Origin of the sequence: Nonomuraea sp. NPDC003560 (genome assembly GCF_042878785.1) — a bacterium.
GTDB lineage: Bacteria > Actinomycetota > Actinomycetes > Streptosporangiales > Streptosporangiaceae > Nonomuraea.
In genome coordinates this window covers 844519-861924 of the sequence record NZ_JBIAOF010000004.1, presented here as the reverse complement: position 1 = coordinate 861924, position 17406 = coordinate 844519, and the positions used below count along the sequence as shown (strand labels likewise).

The following is a 17406-nucleotide window of genomic DNA, read 5'->3' as shown; positions in this document are numbered from 1 at the left end:
GGACCGCCCGGCCGTGACCGGCGGCGACGGTCGCCGGTCACCCCTTCAGACGGGCGGCTGGGGGCTCAGCGGCCGGGCGGCGGGCCTTCCGGGGCGGCCAGCAGGCTCAGGGCGCGGCCCGCGCCCGGCACCCGGGCCAGATTGGCGCTGATGCACGCCGCGGTCTCGCGTACGGCGTCGGCCAGCAAGGGCAGCCGGTTCGTGCCGACCACCACGACGGCCGCCGCGGCCACCACGGCCCCCGTCGGCGCGCGCACGGGGGCGGCCACACAGCCCAGGGGCGGCAGGGCCGCCTCGAAGTCGAACGCCACCCGCCGCTCGCGGGCGTCGCCGACCCGCCGCGCCCACTCGGCCGGGGAGTGCCCCTCCGGCAGGCTCCAGCCGGGATCGGGACGGCGGCCCGACACCGGGTTCCCCACCGCCAGCACGACCTCGGCGGCGCTGGCCACCGGCAGCACCAGGCCGGGACGCATGCGGAAGACCTCGTCCACGGCCGGGTCGCCGATCCCCGAGACGACGATGACGTCGTCGCCGTCCCTGACCGCGATGGTCACCGCGCATCCGGCGGCGGCCAGCCGGCGCAGCGGCCGCACGGCGGCCGTGCCCAGCACCTGGGCCGGTGACCAGCGCTGACCCCAGCGGAACATCCGCGTGCCGATGCGGTAGCGGCCGCCGTCCTCGCGGTGGACCAGGCCGAGGTCGGTGAGCCGGCACAACAACCGGTGGGCGGTCGCCTTGGGCAGGCCGGTGGCCACGGCGAGCTGCGTCAGCCCGGCCTCCTCCACCCGCGCGAGCTCCTCCAGCACCGCGAACGCGCCGTGCAGCACCCCGCGCCCGGCGGCGGGCCCGGCTCGTCCGTCGTCACCGTGGCCGCCGCCGAGCTCTTCCGGGCAGAATTCCATCGCACACCCCCCGGGTCGCACTGACCCACCCGTTCGTATCACCAGGACGGACGCGCTCCCCAGAATCCCGGCCGCCATAAGTGACTAACCAATCACTCAAAGTGATGGCGCGAGGCGAGTGCGCACTTCGGGGGCCTGGTCGCAAGAGGTGCGGACGGCTATAGGCGAGTTTCTCCGTCGATAGGGTGACGTGTCGCAATGACACGACTACTTATCGTGTGCGAGCGGTATCAGTCGTTCGGCCGGACGGACACCGGCGACGGGCGCGATCAGTTCGCCAAGGCCGCGCCCTTCGCCGGTCCTTTCCCGTGCGCCGCAAAGCCCCGCCTCCAGGAAGGGACTACATGCGCAGCAAAGTCGTCGCGGTCTTCCCGGGCAGCGTAGCCATGCCCGCCGCCGGGGTGCTGGCCCCCTTGGTCGCCCGTACGCCGGCCGTCCCGGAGCTCCTGGCGGAGATCGACGCGGTCGCCGCCGAGTACGGCTCGCCACCGCTCAGCCCCTACCTCCTCACCCCGGACGCCCCCCGCCCGCCCGGCCCCGAGAGGCATTACCTGGCCCTGATGGCGGTGTCGTTAGCCACCTTCGACACCCTCGTACGGGAGGGGCTCCAGCCGTACGCGCTGGTGGGCCACGGCCTCGGGGAGCTGTGGGCCCTGGTCGCCGCCGGGGTGCTGAGCGCGGGCGACGGCGCGCGCCTGGCCTGCGCGCGCAGCCGCGCACTGACCGGCCTGGGCTGGCCGGGCGCGATGATGTCCCTCGACGTCTCGGCCGTGCAGGCCCGGCACCTGGTCGCGCTGCTCGACCATCCCCATCTCGTGGTCGGGTGCGACGACACGCCGCGGCGGTGCGTCCTGTCGGGGCCGCGCGAGCTGATGCCGCAGGCGGCCCGGATCGCCGGACACCTGGGCTGGACGAGCGCCGTTCTCCAGGTTCCGCACCCCGCCCACACGCCCGCGGTCGCCGCCGCGGCCGCCGACCTGAGAGGGCGCATGCCCGGCGTCAGGACGGCTCCGGCGCGCTGGCCGGTGTTCTCGCCGACGCTGGGACGTCTGCTCACCCCGGACGACGATCCCGTCGCCGTCACCGCCGACGCCATGGTCGTCGCCGTGCACTTCCACCAGGCGGTCCGGGGGTTGGCCGCGCGTGGCGCGGAGGTCTTCCTGGAGTGCGGGGCGGGCGAGGACGCGGTCGCGCTGGTCCGCGCCATCGTCCCCGCCGCCATCGCCGTCTCCCCGCTCGCCGCCGACGGCCCCTGGCGGCCCGGCGAGCCCCTATACCCCGCCGCCGCCCTGACCACCCCCGCACCGGCACCGAACGGCTCCGCCCCCACACCGGCTCCGGTCGCGCCCGGCGGCCCTTCCCTGCTCCTCGACCAGCCAGAACCGCCGTGGCGCGACGAACCCGCAGCGCCGCCCCCGCGCGACGGGTTCTCAGGGCCTGGCCGGCGTGGCGAAGCGGTGGAACGGGGTGCGTGGCCGCAGGCCGGTGCCGGGCTCGTGCCCGCTCCGGCCCGTCCGGGGGACGCCGATCAGGAGACGGGCCGAGCGGGGACGGCCGGTGGCGCGGAGCTTGGGCAGGAGTCAGGCTGGTCGGTGGCCGGTCGCGCGGCTCTGGGGTGGGAGGCGGGTCGGTTGGGGGTGGCTGGTGGGGCGGGGCTCGGGGAGGGGGCGCGTCCGCGGCTCGCGCCCGCGCCGCCACTCGTGCCCCCGCTCTTCCCGTCCGTCGACCGGATGTTGCCCCCGGCGACGCTTCTGCTGTGCGGCGGGGCCGACGTCCCGGTGTTGCGGGCGTTGACCGACGATCGTGACGACGTGGTGGTGGCCGACGCCGAGACCATCGACTGGACCTGGCTCCCCTTGACGCCCCGGCACCTGCGGGTGGTCGCCCGTCCCGGCCCCGACGCCGGCCCGGTGCACGAGGCGATGATCGCCACCGCGGCGCGCTTCCCGCACCTCCACAGCATCGCCGCCCTCGTCATGGACGCACTGCGCCAGGAGGTGGTGCCGCACCCGATCGCCGGCCTGTTCACGGGGGCGATCCAGCCGCTGGCCGCCGAACTGGCCGGTTGCGCCTGCGTCGCGGTGGCGACCGCGGACGTCGACCTGCCCGCCGCGCTCGACGTCCTGGCCGCCGAACTGGAGGCGGCGCCCCCGCTGCTGGCCGCCTTCTACCAGGGCCCCCAACGGCTCCTGTACGAGCTCACCCCGGCCTTCGGCGACCAGCCGGGGCAGGGGAACGGACGATCGTGGCCCTCGCCGACCAACACGGCATGAACGCCCCGCCTCGCCGACATCCAGGGGAAGCGACTCCTGACGAGACCGCGCCTTCCGCCGCCGCCACTCTTTGCGTACGCTGCATGACGGTAAGTGACAGGCAAGCATTCGTTCAGGAGGGGCATTGCGCAAGACAAGGCATGTCGCGGCGGTCGTCGCCGGGTCCGTCGCCCTGCTGTCGCTGGGGTTCACCGCGCCCGCGTCGGCCGCCACGGTCCTCGACTGCGACACCTTCGTCCACAACAACGACAACTACCTCGGCATCGCGATGTGCAGCAACCCGACGGGCGAGACCTGGCGGTTCCGGGCCGTGATCACCTGCGGCTGGGCGCCCGACGTCGTCGGCGACTGGGTCGACCTCCCGCCGGGTCGTTCGGGCCAGTCGCAGGGCGTCTGCGGCCGGCTGGGCACGGGCGTCGGCGCCGTGGGCGTCGACGAGCGCCGCGTCTGACCCGGAAGACGACGTAACGCCGGTGAAGGCCCTCGGCCATGGTCGGGAGCCCTTCACCGGTGGAGCCGGCCGTCGGACGGCGACCGTCAGGATCGGCCGATGCCCTCTCCGTGCGGCGTGCGGGCATCGGTCCGTTCCTCCAGGTGGCCGTCGAACGGCGTCGATCGGGGGACTCGGGCCGACGGGGGGCTCGGCGGTGGCGGTCAGGACCACGCGGCCGAGGATGTGGCAGGTGTTCGGGAACTCGGGGTGGTGGGCGGACAGTACTGATATGTGGATATGTCGATGCGTGCCCGGATCCGAGCTGGGGATCGGGCGGCCTTCTCGCGACTCTTCGACGAGTACGCCAAGGCCGTCTACAACCATGCCTTCCGCCTGACGGCCAACTGGAGCGAGGCGGAGGACGTCATGGCGTTGACGTTCCTGGAAGCCTGGCGATTACGCGCGAAGATCGATCCCGAGGGCGGCTCGCTGCGGCCGTGGCTGCTCGGCATCGCGACCAACGTCTCCCGTAACGTCCGCAGGGCCGCCCGCCGCCATGACGACGCCCTGGCCAGGATCCCCAAGGGCGAGTCGGTGCCGGACTTCGCCGAGGAGGTGGTCGGGCGCATCGACGACGCCGAACGACTGGCCGCCGTCAGACGCGCGTTCGGCAGGCTCCGCAAGCAGGAGCAGGACGTGTTCGCGCTGTGCGTCTGGGCCGCGCTGGACTACGCCCAGGCCGCCGAGGCGCTGGGCGTGCCGGTGGGCACCGTGAGGTCCCGCCTGTCGCGGGCCCGCAGGAAGCTCGCCGAGTTCGCGGAACGCGACGGACTCACGGAACACGGGGAACTCGGGGAATCCGGGGAATCCGGGGAACGCGAGGAACGCGAGGAACGCGGAGAAATCGCAGGATTCGGGGAACTCGCCGGGACGAGCCGACAGGTAACAGGTGACCGAGGCCCCGCCAAGGAGGAGATCCGATGAACGTGCCGGTTGAGCGTGATCTTCCCGAGGGCCGTCGCCAACTGCTCAAGGAGTTCGTGATGACCGAGATCGAGAAGGCGCCCCGTACTCGTCCGTCCCGGGTCGGGCTGCTGGCTCCCGTCGGCGCGCTGGCGGCCGCCGTGGCCGTCGCCGTCCCGCTGCTGTTCGGGGGGCCGGCGTACGCGGTGTCCAGGGCGTCCGACGGATTGATCGACATCAGCATCAGCGAGGCGCAGGACCCCGAGGGGCTGCAGGCCGAGCTGCGGGGGCTGGGGGCGAACGTGGTGGTCAGCTACGTGCCCGACGGCAAGAAGTGCGGCCCGGAGCCGCGCGCGGCCCGTTTCCTGAGCCAGGAGGAGGCGCCGCTGTCGGTGTTCCCGCCGCCCGAGGGGCATGAGGCCGGCTTCGTCATCGACCCCAAGGCGATCAAGGAGGGGCAGACGGGCGTGCTGGAGTTCAGTGTCAGCGAGGAGAGGAACGTCGCCGGGATCTGGGCGCGCGTCGCCGAGGGGCCGGTGGCCGACTGCGAACTGGTCGACACCACGGATGCGCCGCTGTCGCACTGACGCCACCCTCCGCCCGTCCCCGCGGGAGGGACAGGACGATCCCGGGATCTCAGGAGCTCTCCACGAAGCGCGCGCCCGGCCCGGGCGTGCGGCAGACGTCTTCCGGGGCGAGGTGGCGGTGCCCCGCGGCGCACTCGAGGACGACCTTGACCGGCTCGTCGCAGGAGCCCGCATCGTCGGCGGGCCGGTGCCGGACGATGACCGACGGGCCCTGCGGGTCGGCGAGGTACGCGTCGCCCCATTCCAGGAGCGCCACGAGCGTGGGCCGCAACGCCCGGCCCTGCTCGGTGAGCTCGTAGGCGAAGCGCTGCCGATCCCCGGGATCCTGGTAGGGCGCGCGGCGCATCACTCCCGCGGTCACCAAGGTCTCGAGCCGAGTCGCCAGGAGATTTCTGGCGATCCCGAGGCGGGACTGGAACTCTCCGAACCGGCGCGCGCCGTCCAGCGCTTCGCGAACGATCAGCAGCGACCAGCGCTCCCCGACCACCGAGAGGGCGCGCGCCACCGAGCAGTTCACCGGGTCGATCCGCCGCGTCTCCATGGGATGAGTGTACCCATCTGGGTTTACAAGTTGTACTCAGCCCTCGTAGACTCCGGCCTGAGTTGAAGAATTAAACTCAGAAGGAGAGCGACCATGCCCATGCTCGACGTGTACATTCCCGACGGCGCGCTCCAGCCGGACGCCGAGGCTGCCCTGCTGAACCGCATCACCGAGATCCTCATCCGCAACGAGGGATTCGACCCCGCCGACCCGGTGAGCCGTTCCGTCTCCTGGCTCTGGCTGCACCGACCGGCCGGCGTCTACGTCGGCGGAGAACCCGCGGACGCACCTCGCTACAAGGTCGTCCCGTCCGTCCCCGAGGGCCAGCTCGACGCGCGGCAGCGGGCGAGCGTCATCGCCGAGGTCACCGAGGCGATCCTCGACGCGGAGAACGGCGCCTGGCCGCGTGACGCCAGCCGGATCTGGGTGTTCCCCGCCGAGATCCCCGAGGGGCACTGGGGCGGCTGGGGCCAGATCAGGCCGCTCGCCACGATCCTCGCCCGGCTCACCGGCGACGACGCCGGACGGGCCCGTACGCTCGCGCGTGAGCGGATCGCCGCCACCCGAGCCGAACACGCCCGCCTGCCCTGATGAGCGGCGAACGGGCGTTCGTCGGGGGCGCGCTGGTTCCGCCGGATGATGTGACGGCGGATCAGGCTGCCCTGCTCTTTGTGGGTGGCGTGGCCGGTGCCGTCCAGGGTGAAGGAGCGAAGCCGGATCGCGTAGAGGTGTTCGGCGCGGGCGCAGGCGACGTTTCCGGCCGTCCCCGCGGCGAGGCTGGTCAGTGGGCGAGGCCGATGGAGGTGGGGATGCTCCAGGGGCCGCAGTCGGAGCCGAAGGTCGCCCTGTCGCAGCCCTGGACGATGAAGGCGAACGTGTTGACCTCATGGCCGTTGGTCGTGGTGCCGACGCCGTCCCGTACGTAGGGGGCCATCACGTACTGGCCGCTCCAGGCGGTCAGCCGGCCCGTCCGGACCTGGGTGGCCTTGCCGCCGTCCTTGCTCCAGCGGACGTTGAAGAAGTCCCAGTCACGGCCGAGGCCGCTCCACTTGAAGACGAGGTTCTGGCCCTTCCAGTAGACGCGGACCAGGGCGCCGTCGCCGAGGTTCGGCGACCAGACGATCTTGCCGTTGGTGAAGCGCTGCCAGGAGCCCTTCTTGTCCGGGTATCCGTACTCCTTGGTGGTGGGGCAGCCGTACACGCTGCGCTCGCCGCCGTTGGAGCGCCACAGGCCGCCGATGAGACTGCCGGACGGCGCCACCAGCGCCGGGTCGCACGCGCTGCCGGCCGCCGCCGCGGGCGCCGGTGTGGTGAGGCAGAAGGTCGCCGCGAGCAGGGCGGCGGCGGCCGTGCCGGTTCGGGATGGTGAGGCTGCGCGGCTCATGGGCGTCCTCTCGTCGAAGGTGTCGGCGCGCGTGCGGTGGGGCCTGGTGGGGCCTGGTGCGGGAGCGTTCGGGCGGCTCAGCAGTGCTTGCTCAGTGACATGCGCTTGACCAGGTCGAACAGGTCGGGGTCGAACTGGCCCTTGGCGATCCAGCGATAGGTCCGGCGGTCGTGCAGGTTCTTGACGAACTTGGTGCTGGTGCTGCCGTACACGCGGATGTCGCCGAGCAGGGCGCCGGCGCCGTCCTTCAGGTGCGCCCACATCAGCCAGGCGTCGTCGTCGCCGAGGCTGGAGACGGTGGCGTCCAGGCGCGCCGTGCCGTTGGAGTACAGGGTCCAGGTGGCGCCGGGCTCGATCGTGCATTGGCCCGCCGAGAGGTAGCCGCGCCAGACGTACGTCTTCTGCTCCAGGCTGGACGCGCCGGCCGTCGCGGTGACGGACGACGTCAGGACGACGGCGGACACGAGCACGCCGGCGGTCTTGCGGACGACTCTCATGAGGACTCCTCGGGGCGTGGGGGGTGTGCCGGGGGTCGGACGGCGGTGTCCGGGGGCGGGCCGATGACCTGGTAGCCGTGGCGGGCGGCGACCTCGGCCAGGTGGCCGGGATCGACGTCCCCGGCCGCGACCTCGGCGGCGAAGTGTTCGAATCCGGCGGGCCAGGTGAGCTGGAGCAGGCGCAGGGGAGCGTCCTGGACGTTGGCGAAGGCGTGCGGCACCCGGCGGGGGAGCAGGACGAAGGCCCCGGCGGTGACCTGCCACGACCGCTCGCCGCAGTGCATCCGCGCCGTCCCCGACAGCACGTAGAACGCCTCGTCGTCGTCCCGGTGCACGTGCAGGGGCGTGGCGAAGCCCGGCGGGCATTCCTGCTCGATGACGGTGAGCCGGTCGCCGGTCTCCGGCCCGCCCGCCTTCACGGTCATGGTGGTGCCGAGGAACGGGTGGACGGCGCCGCCGCCGGCCGGCAGATGGAGCGCGCTCATGGCCGTCTCCGCAGCGTGTGGAGCCGGATCGCGATGGACGTCATGCCTCACCATCCTTTGTAGCCTCACTCTAAAGTGCTACTCTAAAGTGGTACTCTAAATCGATGGATGACGTCAAGAGCCCCAAGCGGCGCTCGGCCCAGACCAGAAGCCGGATCGTGAACGCCGCCCAGGGGCTGTTCGTCGTGCGGGGCTACGCCGGCACGACCTTCCAGCAGGTCGCCGACGCGGCCGAGGTCTCGGTGCAGACGGTGTACTTCCACTACGGGACCAAGAGCGGGCTGCTCAAGCACGTGGTCGATGTCGCCTCGGCCGGTGACGACGAGCCCGTGCCGCTGCTGGAACGTCCGTGGTTCGCGGCCCTGCAGGCGTCGCGGGACCCGAGGGAGGTCGTGCGGGGGTGGGTGCACCAGAGCGGCATCATCCTCGGCCGCGTCGCCCCCGTCCTGGCCGTGGTCCGCGACGCGGCGGCCGCGGACGCCGACATGGCCGCCCAGTGGGCCGTCAACAGCGAGCAGCGGCACACCGCCCATGGGCAGGTCGTCGCCATCCTCGACCGCCTGCACGCCCTGCGGACCGGCCTGACCGCCGAGCGGGCCACCGACATCACCGTCGGGCTGCTGTCACCGGACCTGTTCCTGGTGATGACCCGCGAGTGCGGCTGGACGCCGGCGCAGTGGGAGAGCTGGAGCGCCGACCAGCTCTCCCACGCCCTCCTGCCCTCCTGACGCCCCGGCGGATCGTCCCGGCGGGCCGGCGTCCTGATAGGCGGACGGACGGGCGGGCGTCGCGGATGGGCGGATGGTGGGCAGGTGGTGGGCAGGTGGGCAGGTGGTCAGTCGGTCGGCTCCACGTCCGGCTCCACGTCCGGTTCCTCGTCCTCGCCGGACTCCTCGGCCACCTCGCGCCGCTCCTGCGCGACCTTCTCCTCCGGATCGGGCGGTGGCTCGACCGGCTCGGCGGGGATCGGCCGGGGAGTGTCCCTCACCTCGACCGCCGCCCGCGCGGCGGTGGTGTCGCTCTCCCCGTTGACCCGTCCGACCGCGGGCGGCATGTCCTCGGGCAGCTTGTCCTGTTCGTCCATGACCCGCAACTGCCCTGACCTTGACCTCTTGAACGAAGATCGGCCTGCTCGGCATCTGCCGCGGTCGCGGCCCCCGGCTCACGGGCCGAGCCACCGGGGAAGCCTTCGCGTCACGGGACTCGCGCCGTTCGGCGGTCAGGTCGTGCGGCGGGCGCGGTTCAGGACGAGGACGCCGAGGACGACGGCGGCCAGGCCGAGGATCAGGTCCAGGTAGCCGCCGACGATGCCGTAGCCGGTGCCCGGACCGCCCTTGGCGGCGCCGATGACCCAGCCGCCGATGACGATGCTGGTCACCCCCGCGGCCAGGGCGACGACGGCCCCGCGCTTCCCGGTCGCGGCCACGGTCGCGGTGCCGGTGCCGGTGCCGGGGGCGGCGCGGCGGCGGAGGCGGCCGGTGGCGCGGGCCAGGCCGAGGCCGCCGACGGCGACGCCGGCCAGGCCCAGCCCGGCGGCGATCAGGGACCACATCCGGCCGGTGGTCATGGCGTACGCGGCGACGGGGTCGGCCTGGGCCGCGAGCAGGTGGTCGATGAACATGGCGGGTTCCCTTCGGCTGGACGTCGATGTGGAAAGCATGACCGCCGGGCCCGCCGCCGGTCGTCCGGCGGGAGCGGGCTTGTCGGGGTGCCGCCGGCGCCGCAGCCGGCTACCGCAGGGGCGGCAGGCAGGCGCGGACGTACCGCGTCCGCGGTAGGCGGCGCATGATCCTCCTGCCGGAGTCGTACGGCCGGACATGCGGCTATGGTGCGCGTATGAGCACAAGGCGGCTCGGCGTCGGAGCCGGGGTGATCGACTGGCTGATCGCGGCCGGCGTGGCGGCGGCGCTGGTGATCACCGGGTTGTCCGGGCAGCCTTCCGCCACCCACCTCGCGCCGCTCGGCTACGCGCTGCTGGCGGCCGGCGGACTGGCGCTGGTCGCGCGCCGCCGGGCGCCGGTGCCCGTCCTGGCCGTGACGGGGTTGTGCGCGGTGGGGTACCAGGCGGCCGGGTTCGACGTGCCGGCGGTGGCGTACCTGTTCGCGGTGTACGCGGCGATGCGGGCCGGACGGCGGCTGGTCACCGTGGCCGCGAGCGTGATCGTGCTGGCCCTGCTGCCCCTGGCCGCGCTGGCCTCCGGGCTGCACGACACGGGCGAGGCGTTCGCGCAGGCCAGGGGCGCGCTGGAGCTGGCCTGGCTGGTCGCGGCCGGCGCCGCCGGGGAGGCGTTGCGGCAGGCGGAGGGACGGGCGGAGGAGGCCGAGCGCACCCGGGAGGAGACCGCGCGGCGGCGTGCCGACGAGGAGCGGCTGCGCATCGCGCGGGACCTGCACGATTCACTCACCCACCAGATCTCGGTCATCAAGGTGCAGGCCGAGGTGGCCGTGCACGTGGCCCGCAGGAAGGGGGAGCAGGTGCCGCAGGCCCTGCTGGTGATCCAGGAGGCCGGACGCGAGGCGACCAGGGAGCTGCGCGCGACCCTGGAGGCGCTGCGCGACGACACGACTCCGCCGCACGGCCTGGACCGGGTCCCCGAGCTGCTGGAACGGGCCCGGACCACCGGCCTCGACGCGACGCTGACGATCGAAGGGCAACGACGGGACGTGCCGGCCGCGGTGGACCGGACCGCGTACCGGATCGTCCAGGAGTCCCTGACCAACATCGCCCGGCACGCCGCCGCCGCGACCGCGGAGGTCCGCATCGACTACCGTCCCGACGCGCTGGCCATCCGCGTGGACGACGACGGCACGGCCACGCCGGACGCCGCCCCCGTGCCCGGCGTCGGCCTGATCGGCATGCGCGAACGCGTCACCGCGCTCGGCGGCAGCCTGCGGGCGGCCCCGCGCGGCGCGGGCGGCTTCACCGTCCAGGCCGAGCTGCCGATGGACCGCACACCGTGATCCGGGTCCTGCTGGTGGACGACCAGCCGCTGCTGCGCGGCGGGTTCCGCGCGCTGCTCGACCTGGAGGACGACATCGAGGTGGTCGCCGAGGCCGCCGACGGGGCGCAGGGCCTGGCCCTGGCCAGGGAGCACCTGCCGGACGTCGCGCTCATCGACATCCAGATGCCGGTCGTGGACGGCATCGAGGCGACCCGCCGCATCGCCGCCGACCCGGCCCTGGCCGGCGTGCGCGTGGTCATCCTGACCAACTACGGCCTGGACGAGTACGTCTTCAACGCGCTGCGCGCCGGCGCGGCCGGGTTCCTCGTCAAGGACGTCGTGCCGGAGGACTTCCTGCACGCCGTGCGCGTCGCGGCCCGCGGTGACGCGCTGCTCGCGCCGTCGATCACCCGCATGCTGATCGACCGGTACGTCACCCGGCCGCCCGCCGCCACCCACGGCGAGGAGCTGCGGGAGCTGACCAACCGCGAGCGCGAGGCCGTCGCCCTGGTCGCGCGGGGGATGTCCAACGATGAGATCGCCGCCCACATGGCGATCAGCTCGATGACCGCCAAGACCCACGTCAACCGGGCGATGGCCAAGCTGCGCGTGCGCGACCGCGCCCAGCTCGTGGTCATGGCCTACGAGTCGGGCATGGTGACGCCGCGCACGGCCTGACGTGCCCCGAGTCAGGCGGGCACGTCGTCCAGCCGCCAGCACAGCTCGTCCACCACGCCGACGACGCCGTTGACGCCGCGGGTCCGGCGGACGGCGTGCGCGGCCTCGGACCGGCGGTCCATCCGGCCCGACAGCGTGACCACGCCCTGCCGCACCGAGACCCGCACGCTCCCGGTGTCCATCCACAACGCCCGGTGCAGGACGTCGTCGCGGACGACGGCGGCGATCTCCTCGTCGCCGCGCAGGAACATCCTGACCAGGTCGCCGCGGCTGAGGATGCCCACCAGGCGGCCGTTGTGGTCGACCACGGGGATCCGGCGCACGTCGCGGGCGTTCATCAGCCGGGCGGCGGTGACCGCCGACCTCTCGGCGGTGATCGTGACCGGCGGGCTCGTCATCAGGTCCGCGGCCGCGACCGCGGTGGCCTTCCTGCTGCCGGGCCGGTGGCGCACCCGGGACAGCAGCGGCGGCCGGTAGTGCTCGCCGGGGAACTGCTCGCGGAACTCCTCCTTGCACAGCAGGTCGGACTCGGAGACGACGCCGATGACGTGCCGGTCGTCGTCGAGCACCGGCACGGCGCCGATCCCGCGGCCGGCCAGCGCCTCGGCGATCTCCTTGAACGGGGTGGCGGCGCCGACGGAGACGACCTCGCGGGTCATCACGTCCTCGACGGTCAGGTTCATCGTTCACCTCGGGGGTTCTCGGTCCTGACTCCATCCCATCCGGCGACGCGGCCCGGCCGTAGGGGCGTTGGTCCCTGGACGGCGGGCCGGGAGTCCCCGCCGCCGCTTCAGGATCGCTCGCGCACCACCGCGACGGTGCAGCGCGCGTGGTGCAGGACGCCGCGCATCACCGAGCCGAGCACGAACGAGCCCAGCCCGCTCCTGCCCTGCGAGCCGAGCACCAGCAGGTCGGCCCGGTCGCCCGCGGCGACGAGCGTCTTGACGGGGTGGCCGCACTGGACGTCCGCGATCACCCTGACGTCGGGATGCCGTTCCTGCCACGGGGTGAGCTGCTCCCTGGTGACGCGCAGGTGGCTCTCCCGCAGCGCCTCGATGTCGCAGGAGAAGTCGGGCGCCAGCGCGAACGGCAGCGGCCAGGCGTGCACCGCCCGCAGGCCGCATTCGCGCAGCTCGGCCTGCCGGAAGGCGTAGTCGAGGGCCGGTTCGCAGGCGGGGGAGCCGTCCACGCCGACGACGACCTCGTCGTGGGAGGCGGCGTCCCCGTCGCGGACGACGACCACCGGGCCGGGCGCCTGACCGGCCACGCTCATGCTGACCGAGCCGAGCACGGCACCGGCGAAGCCGCCCGCCCCCCTGCGCCCCACCACCAGCTCGGCGGCCTCGCCCGCCTGCTCGCGGAGGGCGACCGACGCCTTCCCGGTCATGACCCGGGTGCTCACCTCGACCGTGGGCCGGCGTTCACCGACGATCTCCTGCGCCTTGGCCAGGATCTCCCTCGCGCGCTCGGTCATCGCGCTCTCCCACTCGACGGCGGCGATCTGCGGAACCTGGTACGGCCAGGTCTCCACCACGGACACGATCCGCAGCGCGGCCCCCGCCCTGAAGGCGTCGTCGGCAGCCCACGCCACGGCGTCGAACCCGGACGGCGATCCGTCGACACCCACCACGACCAGCTCAGACATCGCTCATACCTCCCCTACTCATTCAGCCGTCCGGGAGGTGAGCGGACAGGATCGCCAGCCCCAAGACTTGGAGAAATCTGGCGGCGGAGGCGATCCGGGGCGGCTCCGGACGGCTTCCGGCCCGCGAACTTGGGGTTTCTTCGCCCGCTCCTGACTTTGGGCAGGCGGGGGCCGAGGAAGATCCACGGCCGGGAGGCAGCATGCCGGGACGGATCATGGTCGGCGTGGACGGGTCCGCGCCGTCGGACGCAGCGTTGGGCTGGGCCGCCGACGACGCGGCGCGGACGGGCGCGGAGCTGCACATCGTGCACGCCCTGGACCGGCAGCCGTACAGCGTCGGCAGGTTCCCCGACTTCGGGCAGTGGAACAACCTGCTGCTGGCGGCGTCCAGGGTGCTGGAGCGGGCCGAGGCGGCGGTCCGGGCGCGGCAGCCGTCCGTGCCGGTGCACGCCGAGATCGTGGAGGGGACGCCCGCGGCCGTCCTGCAGGATCAGGCGCGGCGGGCGGACGAGCTGGTCATCGGCAACCGGGGGCTGGGCGGGTTCGCCGGCGCGCTGCTCGGGTCGGTGACCACGCAGGTGGCCGGTCAGGTGCGGTGTCCCGTGGTGGTGGTGCGCGCGGACCCGCCGGAGCGGGTCGGCGAGGTCGGCGTCGGGATCGACGACTCCGGCGTCTGCGAGCCGGCCGTCGGCTACGCCTTCGAGCAGGCCAGGCTGCGCGGCGCCACGCTGCGCCTGATCCACGCCTGGCAGATCCCCGTGCACGCCTTCGCGCCGGAGATCGCCTACGACGTGGACGAGGTCCGGGCCGCCCAGCGGGAGGTGATTCGGACCAGGACGGCCGGATGGCGGGAGAGGCATCCCGAGGTGGCGATCGTGGAGGACGTGCAGAGCGCCCATCCGGTCGAGGCGCTCACCGGCGCGGGCTGCGACCTGCTGGTGGTCGGCTCCCGCGGCCGGGGCGCGTTCGGCTCGCTGCTGCTCGGCTCGGTCAGCAGAGGGGTGCTGCACCACGCGCGCTGCCCGGTCGCGGTGATCCGTCCCGCCGACGACGCCGAGGGCCGCGAGCCGCGGTGAAGGACGGGCGGCGCGGTCAGGGGCTGCGCCGCCGTCCCCAGTCCTCGCCGGCCCGCGCCCACTGGACCTCCCACTCCCGGTACCGCCGCCGATCCGTCCACCACCGGAACGCCGCGAACCCGCCCGCGGCGGCCAGGGCGATCACGGACATGAGCAGGAGGCCGGTCACCACGCCCCTCGTCCGCAGGACGGTGCGGGCGGTGGGCGCCGGCACGGGCCGGCCGGCGGCGTCGATCCACAACGGGACCGTCGAACCGGCCCTGGCCACCCCGGGGACCGGCACCGGGCCGCTGCGCGCCGCGCCCGAGGACGTCGTCCAGCTCGCCATCGCCCGCTGCTCGCCCACCGGCATCTCGGTGAGGGCGACGCGGGCGGCCGGCGCGTCGGCCAGCAGCGTCGCCCTGACCTGGTGCCGCCCCACGGCGTGCGCGCTCTCCTCGTGGAGCGCGCCCTCGTAGGCCAGCCGGCCCACGAGGGCGGCGGGCCAGACGCCCGCCAGCACCACGAGCCCGGTCACCAGCACCGCGAGCGCCTCCAGCCGGTCGGAACGGCGGCGCAGGGGATTGCCGTCGGGACGGTACAGGCGTACGCGCCGGGCCAGAAGGTCGATCAACGCTTTCAACGGACACCTCCTTGAAGCACTGTGCGGGCGCCCCGGCGGGGACGGCAGGGGCGGGCGGCTCTTGACGGGAGGACCTTCGTCCCGAGTCCGTCAGGACGGACGGGGCGGCCCCGCGTACGGATCACGGAGCAGGACGGACGGGGCGGCCCCGCGTACGGATCACGGAGGACAAGGCGTGGTCACCCCGCCATCATGAACGAACCAAGAAGATCAACATGGCCGTTCTCCTGGGAAGACGTGCCAACAGGCACCCCTGCCGGCCTCAGCCGGGCGCCAGCGAACGGGGGATCGAGTCCGACGGCCCGGCGGGATGCCCGGTACGCCCCGCCGCGTCATAGATCTTGACCCACCGGATCGCCGGGAACTGCTTGAGCGTCGGCCTGATCTGGTCGGCGATGGTGAAGGCCGATCCGCCGCCGTCGACCGGGCCGGTCAGGTGGACCCTGGCGATCCCGTCCGCGACGGTCAGCCTGCCGAAGCCGGTGGCCCTGGAGCTGACGAAGCGCAGGCCGCGCGCCCGTTCGGCCTCGGTCGGGCCGGCGAACAGCCGTTGCAGCGCGCCGTAGGCGGTCGCCGGCGGGGCCACCGGGCGGGTCACGGCCGCCGTGCGCGGGCTCCGGGCGGTGGTGTCGAGGAAGTGGTCGCGTACGGACACGGTCCGGTAGGACGTGGTGAGGTCGACGACGACCCGGCTCGGCCGGGTGAGCGTGCGGACCTGGTAGGGCACGCGCCTGGCCAGCCCGACGCCGAAGGTGAGCGTGGCCTCGAAGTCGCCGGTGTTGACGACCTGGACGACGCCGGGCAGCGCGTAGGTGCGGCGGGTGGGGCCGTAGGTGACCCGGCCCCGGCGGTCGTGGCCGTCGGCCTGGTCGAAGCGGACCTGGAGGAGGGCGTCGCCGACCGCGCCGACCGTCCGTCCGGAGCCGTCGGCGATCAGCCGGGACACGTAGCGCACGTCGTGCCGGGCCGGGACCGGGCCGCGGAACTCGAAGACCAGCCGGTCCAGGCCGGGCAGGTGCGCGGCCCGGATGCCGACCAGGACGGGGACGGCGGCCTGCCGCGCGGCCCGCGCGGGTAAGGCCGGCACGCCGGTGACGGTCACCGCCAGGGCGACGGCGAGGAGGGAACGGATCGGGACCATGATCATCATCTCTTTCCCGTGAACGATCCTGATCCCAGACTGACGCGCGCGACCGCGGGGCGACACCGCCGGACGTCCTGAACTCCGTGGCCTTACGGCACTCGCGCCGGCCCCGGAAGTGTCCTTGGACCCTCGTGGCGCGGGTCCTCCGGCCCTGTGCCGGGCGTCCTGGGAGGTCTCATCCTGACGGGGTAGGCCGGACAGAGAAGACCGAACATTTCGACGCGGTCGTCTTCTGGAGGTGGACCATGAGCACGTGCTCGCCGAGACAGGCCATGGACGCGGCGGTCGAGGCCGCTCGATGGGCCCCTTCCGTGCACAACACCCAGCCGTGGACCTTCTCGGTCTCCGACGTGGAGATCGCGTTGAAGGCCGACACGGGCAGGCAGCTCAAGGCCGGTGACGCGACCGGGCGGGAGCTGGTGATCAGTTGTGGCGCGGCGCTGTTCACGATGTGCGTCGCGATGCGGCGCGCGGGGTTCGAGCCGGTCGTCCGGGTCCTGCCGGATCCCGATCGGCCCGGGTTGCTGGCGACGGTCCGGCCGGGCCGGGAGAGCGAGCCGGACGAGGTGACGCGGGTGCTCGCGGGCGAGATCGAGCGGCGTCACACGCATCGGGCGGGTTTCGCCGACGTCCCGGTCCCTGACGCGTTCGTGGAGTCGCTGGTGAGGGCGGCGATGGGTGAGGGGGTCCGGTTGACGCCCGTCCGGTCGGCGGAGGCGGTGGAGGTGCTGGCCGCGCTGACCCGGGCGGCGCAGGGCGTGCAGGAGCAGGATCAGCGGTTCGGGCTGGAGGTCGTGCGGTGGGCCAGGCCGCCGGGCAGCACGCGGGCCGACGGCGTGCCGGCCGGGAGCTACCCGCGCGAGGGCGCGCCGACGGAGGCGGTCTTCCCCCAGCGTCACTACGCGTGGCGGCAGGGCTGGGGCGCGCCGGGCGGCCAGGACGAGACGGCCGTCGGGGTGGTCGCCGTGCTGACCACGCGGGCGGACGACCGGCGGGACTGGCTGGCCACCGGCCAGGCGCTGCAACGGGTGCTGCTGCAGGCGTCGGCGCACGGGGTCAGCGCCGCCTTCCACACGCAGGCCCTGGAGCTGGAGCTGTTGCGGGAGTTCCTGCGGCTGGAGCTGTTCTCGGGGGAGCACCCGCAGATGATCATGCGGCTGGGGGTCACCTTCGAGGAGAAGGGCACGCCCCGGCGTCCGCTCTCCGACGTCCTGGGGTGAGCGCGGCGCCCTTC

Annotated in this window: 21 protein-coding genes; 10 read left to right on the top strand and 11 right to left on the bottom strand. The window is 73.7% G+C overall.

The genetic code is table 11. From position 1 onward, the window contains the following. Nucleotides 1–65: 65 nt before the first annotated feature. Entirely contained in the window at nt 66–902 is an 837-nt protein-coding gene (locus tag ACFYUV_RS20230) for an IclR family transcriptional regulator (RefSeq protein ID WP_387670345.1), read from the bottom strand. 344 nt (nt 903–1246) lie between these two features. Here ACFYUV_RS20230 and ACFYUV_RS20225 point away from each other — a divergent pair, with 344 nt between their 5' ends. The 4 genes from ACFYUV_RS20225 to ACFYUV_RS20210 all read left to right on the top strand — a co-directional run bounded on the left by ACFYUV_RS20225 (nt 1247) and on the right by ACFYUV_RS20210 (nt 5158). Next, nucleotides 1247–3175, top strand: a complete 1929-nt coding sequence (locus tag ACFYUV_RS20225; RefSeq protein WP_387670343.1) for an acyltransferase domain-containing protein — start codon at nt 1247–1249, stop codon at nt 3173–3175. Nucleotides 3176–3299: 124 nt separating this feature from the next. Beyond that, nucleotides 3300–3626 (top strand): hypothetical protein, encoded by a 327-nt coding sequence (locus ACFYUV_RS20220; protein ID WP_387670341.1) that lies wholly within the window; start codon nt 3300–3302, stop codon nt 3624–3626. Nucleotides 3627–3911: 285 nt separating this feature from the next. Then, the gene (locus ACFYUV_RS20215) at nt 3912–4592 is read left to right on the top strand and encodes an RNA polymerase sigma factor (protein ID WP_387670339.1); all 681 of its coding nucleotides are present in this window, start codon (nt 3912–3914) and stop codon (nt 4590–4592) included. Continuing rightward, nucleotides 4589–5158: a hypothetical protein gene (locus tag ACFYUV_RS20210; protein WP_387670337.1), complete on the top strand. Its 570-nt coding sequence runs from the start codon at nt 4589–4591 to the stop codon at nt 5156–5158. Before ACFYUV_RS20215 ends, ACFYUV_RS20210 begins: the two co-directional genes overlap by 4 nt. Before the next feature lie 49 nt (nt 5159–5207). On the opposite strand, the gene ACFYUV_RS20205 is transcribed toward ACFYUV_RS20210, so the two are convergent. Further along, the gene (locus tag ACFYUV_RS20205) at nt 5208–5699 is read right to left on the bottom strand and encodes a winged helix-turn-helix transcriptional regulator (RefSeq protein ID WP_387670335.1); all 492 of its coding nucleotides are present in this window, start codon (nt 5697–5699) and stop codon (nt 5208–5210) included. 93 nt (nt 5700–5792) lie between these two features. Between ACFYUV_RS20205 and ACFYUV_RS20200 the strand changes: the two genes are divergently transcribed. Further along, entirely contained in the window at nt 5793–6290 is a 498-nt protein-coding gene (locus ACFYUV_RS20200) for a hypothetical protein (protein ID WP_387670333.1), read from the top strand. A gap of 190 nt (nt 6291–6480) precedes the next feature. Here ACFYUV_RS20200 and ACFYUV_RS20195 read toward each other — a convergent pair whose 3' ends face one another. The 3 genes from ACFYUV_RS20195 to ACFYUV_RS20185 all read right to left on the bottom strand — a co-directional run bounded on the left by ACFYUV_RS20195 (nt 6481) and on the right by ACFYUV_RS20185 (nt 8065). Further along, nucleotides 6481–7083, bottom strand: coding sequence for an LGFP repeat-containing protein (locus ACFYUV_RS20195; RefSeq protein ID WP_387670331.1), 603 nt, complete (start codon nt 7081–7083; stop codon nt 6481–6483). A gap of 77 nt (nt 7084–7160) precedes the next feature. Next, entirely contained in the window at nt 7161–7580 is a 420-nt protein-coding gene (locus tag ACFYUV_RS20190; protein ID WP_387670329.1) for a DUF6294 family protein, read from the bottom strand. Further along, nucleotides 7577–8065, bottom strand: a complete 489-nt coding sequence (locus ACFYUV_RS20185; protein ID WP_387670327.1) for a cupin domain-containing protein — start codon at nt 8063–8065, stop codon at nt 7577–7579. The genes ACFYUV_RS20190 and ACFYUV_RS20185 overlap by 4 nt, the downstream gene beginning before the upstream one ends. 104 nt (nt 8066–8169) lie before the next feature. Here ACFYUV_RS20185 and ACFYUV_RS20180 point away from each other — a divergent pair, with 104 nt between their 5' ends. Continuing rightward, nucleotides 8170–8793: a TetR/AcrR family transcriptional regulator gene (locus ACFYUV_RS20180; RefSeq protein WP_387670326.1), complete on the top strand. Its 624-nt coding sequence runs from the start codon at nt 8170–8172 to the stop codon at nt 8791–8793. A 107-nt stretch (nt 8794–8900) separates the two neighbouring features. Here ACFYUV_RS20180 and ACFYUV_RS20175 read toward each other — a convergent pair whose 3' ends face one another. Continuing rightward, complete coding sequence (locus ACFYUV_RS20175; RefSeq protein WP_387670324.1) at nt 8901–9149, bottom strand: hypothetical protein; 249 nt, start codon at nt 9147–9149, stop codon at nt 8901–8903. A 135-nt stretch (nt 9150–9284) separates the two neighbouring features. Continuing rightward, nucleotides 9285–9686 carry a DUF6223 family protein gene (locus ACFYUV_RS20170; RefSeq protein ID WP_387670323.1) on the bottom strand — a complete coding sequence of 134 codons (402 nt, stop codon included), beginning with the start codon at nt 9684–9686 and terminating at the stop codon, nt 9285–9287. A 215-nt stretch (nt 9687–9901) separates the two neighbouring features. Here ACFYUV_RS20170 and ACFYUV_RS20165 point away from each other — a divergent pair, with 215 nt between their 5' ends. Further along, nucleotides 9902–11026 (top strand): sensor histidine kinase, encoded by a 1125-nt coding sequence (locus tag ACFYUV_RS20165; protein ID WP_387670321.1) that lies wholly within the window; start codon nt 9902–9904, stop codon nt 11024–11026. After that, entirely contained in the window at nt 11023–11685 is a 663-nt protein-coding gene (locus ACFYUV_RS20160) for a response regulator (protein ID WP_387670319.1), read from the top strand. The genes ACFYUV_RS20165 and ACFYUV_RS20160 overlap by 4 nt, the downstream gene beginning before the upstream one ends. Before the next feature lie 11 nt (nt 11686–11696). On the opposite strand, the gene ACFYUV_RS20155 is transcribed toward ACFYUV_RS20160, so the two are convergent. Both ACFYUV_RS20155 and ACFYUV_RS20150 read right to left on the bottom strand, forming a co-directional pair. Then, nucleotides 11697–12368 (bottom strand): CBS domain-containing protein, encoded by a 672-nt coding sequence (locus tag ACFYUV_RS20155; RefSeq protein ID WP_387670318.1) that lies wholly within the window; start codon nt 12366–12368, stop codon nt 11697–11699. A 107-nt stretch (nt 12369–12475) separates the two neighbouring features. Further along, entirely contained in the window at nt 12476–13330 is an 855-nt protein-coding gene (locus tag ACFYUV_RS20150; protein WP_387670316.1) for a universal stress protein, read from the bottom strand. A 200-nt stretch (nt 13331–13530) separates the two neighbouring features. Here ACFYUV_RS20150 and ACFYUV_RS20145 point away from each other — a divergent pair, with 200 nt between their 5' ends. Beyond that, nucleotides 13531–14406 (top strand): universal stress protein, encoded by an 876-nt coding sequence (locus tag ACFYUV_RS20145; RefSeq protein ID WP_387670314.1) that lies wholly within the window; start codon nt 13531–13533, stop codon nt 14404–14406. 16 nt (nt 14407–14422) lie between these two features. Here ACFYUV_RS20145 and ACFYUV_RS20140 read toward each other — a convergent pair whose 3' ends face one another. Further along, on the bottom strand, nt 14423–15028 hold the full coding sequence (locus tag ACFYUV_RS20140) for a hypothetical protein (protein ID WP_387670312.1): 606 nt from the start codon (nt 15026–15028) through the stop codon (nt 14423–14425). Nucleotides 15029–15290: 262 nt separating this feature from the next. Beyond that, a complete protein-coding gene (locus tag ACFYUV_RS20135) occupies nt 15291–16169 on the bottom strand; it encodes a GerMN domain-containing protein (protein WP_387670310.1) in 879 nt (292 codons plus the stop codon). Between the two features lie 248 nt (nt 16170–16417). On the opposite strand from ACFYUV_RS20135, the gene ACFYUV_RS20130 reads away from it, so the two are divergent. Next, the gene (locus tag ACFYUV_RS20130) at nt 16418–17392 is read left to right on the top strand and encodes an Acg family FMN-binding oxidoreductase (protein WP_387670308.1); all 975 of its coding nucleotides are present in this window, start codon (nt 16418–16420) and stop codon (nt 17390–17392) included. Nucleotides 17393–17406: the final 14 nt, after the last annotated feature.

What these genes read in the sequence shown, in the direction of transcription:
- ACFYUV_RS20230 (WP_387670345.1), bottom strand. Translation starts at nt 902, where the DNA reads ATGGAATTCTGCCCGGAAGAGCTCGGCGGCGGCCACGGTGACGACGGA.
- ACFYUV_RS20225 (WP_387670343.1), top strand. Translation starts at nt 1,247, where the DNA reads ATGCGCAGCAAAGTCGTCGCGGTCTTCCCGGGCAGCGTAGCCATGCCC.
- ACFYUV_RS20215 (WP_387670339.1), top strand. Translation starts at nt 3,912, where the DNA reads ATGCGTGCCCGGATCCGAGCTGGGGATCGGGCGGCCTTCTCGCGACTC.
- ACFYUV_RS20210 (WP_387670337.1), top strand. Translation starts at nt 4,589, where the DNA reads ATGAACGTGCCGGTTGAGCGTGATCTTCCCGAGGGCCGTCGCCAACTG.
- ACFYUV_RS20205 (WP_387670335.1), bottom strand. Translation starts at nt 5,699, where the DNA reads ATGGAGACGCGGCGGATCGACCCGGTGAACTGCTCGGTGGCGCGCGCC.
- ACFYUV_RS20200 (WP_387670333.1), top strand. Translation starts at nt 5,793, where the DNA reads ATGCCCATGCTCGACGTGTACATTCCCGACGGCGCGCTCCAGCCGGAC.
- ACFYUV_RS20195 (WP_387670331.1), bottom strand. Translation starts at nt 7,083, where the DNA reads ATGAGCCGCGCAGCCTCACCATCCCGAACCGGCACGGCCGCCGCCGCC.
- ACFYUV_RS20190 (WP_387670329.1), bottom strand. Translation starts at nt 7,580, where the DNA reads ATGAGAGTCGTCCGCAAGACCGCCGGCGTGCTCGTGTCCGCCGTCGTC.
- ACFYUV_RS20185 (WP_387670327.1), bottom strand. Translation starts at nt 8,065, where the DNA reads ATGAGCGCGCTCCATCTGCCGGCCGGCGGCGGCGCCGTCCACCCGTTC.
- ACFYUV_RS20180 (WP_387670326.1), top strand. Translation starts at nt 8,170, where the DNA reads ATGGATGACGTCAAGAGCCCCAAGCGGCGCTCGGCCCAGACCAGAAGC.
- ACFYUV_RS20175 (WP_387670324.1), bottom strand. Translation starts at nt 9,149, where the DNA reads ATGGACGAACAGGACAAGCTGCCCGAGGACATGCCGCCCGCGGTCGGA.
- ACFYUV_RS20170 (WP_387670323.1), bottom strand. Translation starts at nt 9,686, where the DNA reads ATGTTCATCGACCACCTGCTCGCGGCCCAGGCCGACCCCGTCGCCGCG.
- ACFYUV_RS20165 (WP_387670321.1), top strand. Translation starts at nt 9,902, where the DNA reads ATGAGCACAAGGCGGCTCGGCGTCGGAGCCGGGGTGATCGACTGGCTG.
- ACFYUV_RS20155 (WP_387670318.1), bottom strand. Translation starts at nt 12,368, where the DNA reads ATGAACCTGACCGTCGAGGACGTGATGACCCGCGAGGTCGTCTCCGTC.
- ACFYUV_RS20150 (WP_387670316.1), bottom strand. Translation starts at nt 13,330, where the DNA reads ATGTCTGAGCTGGTCGTGGTGGGTGTCGACGGATCGCCGTCCGGGTTC.
- ACFYUV_RS20145 (WP_387670314.1), top strand. Translation starts at nt 13,531, where the DNA reads ATGCCGGGACGGATCATGGTCGGCGTGGACGGGTCCGCGCCGTCGGAC.
- ACFYUV_RS20135 (WP_387670310.1), bottom strand. Translation starts at nt 16,169, where the DNA reads ATGGTCCCGATCCGTTCCCTCCTCGCCGTCGCCCTGGCGGTGACCGTC.
- ACFYUV_RS20130 (WP_387670308.1), top strand. Translation starts at nt 16,418, where the DNA reads ATGAGCACGTGCTCGCCGAGACAGGCCATGGACGCGGCGGTCGAGGCC.